Raw genomic sequence first — 276 nt, 5'->3', positions numbered from 1 at the left:
TTTGCATTTTTCCTGTGGCTAAAACCTGCAATTTGATTGTTTCCATATTGTCCGCAAGATCGAGCGAAAAAAAATCACTGTCACGACATCCCACTCGCCATTTACTGTGCAGATGCTTGGGAAGATTTTCAGCCCATAAATAGACCAGATTCGTTGTCTGGTATAAAACACAAATATCAGCGCTACGGATCGCTTGCATCAGAGCGCTCAAATGGGATTTATCCATGGGTGGCGTTGGAAGAGGCGTAACGATCATGATCAGCATGTTACCCTGTT

General features: G+C 43.8%; 1 pseudogene. It reads right to left on the bottom strand.

Annotated features, from left to right (window positions below):
• Nucleotides 1–256, bottom strand: a pseudogene (locus ACFIK8_RS12430) (sensor histidine kinase); the annotation flags it as partial.
• Nucleotides 257–276 lie beyond the last annotated feature (20 nt).

Source organism: Bartonella sp. MR168JLCBS, assembly GCF_042194175.1.
This window is presented reverse-complemented; position numbering and strand designations above follow the sequence as displayed.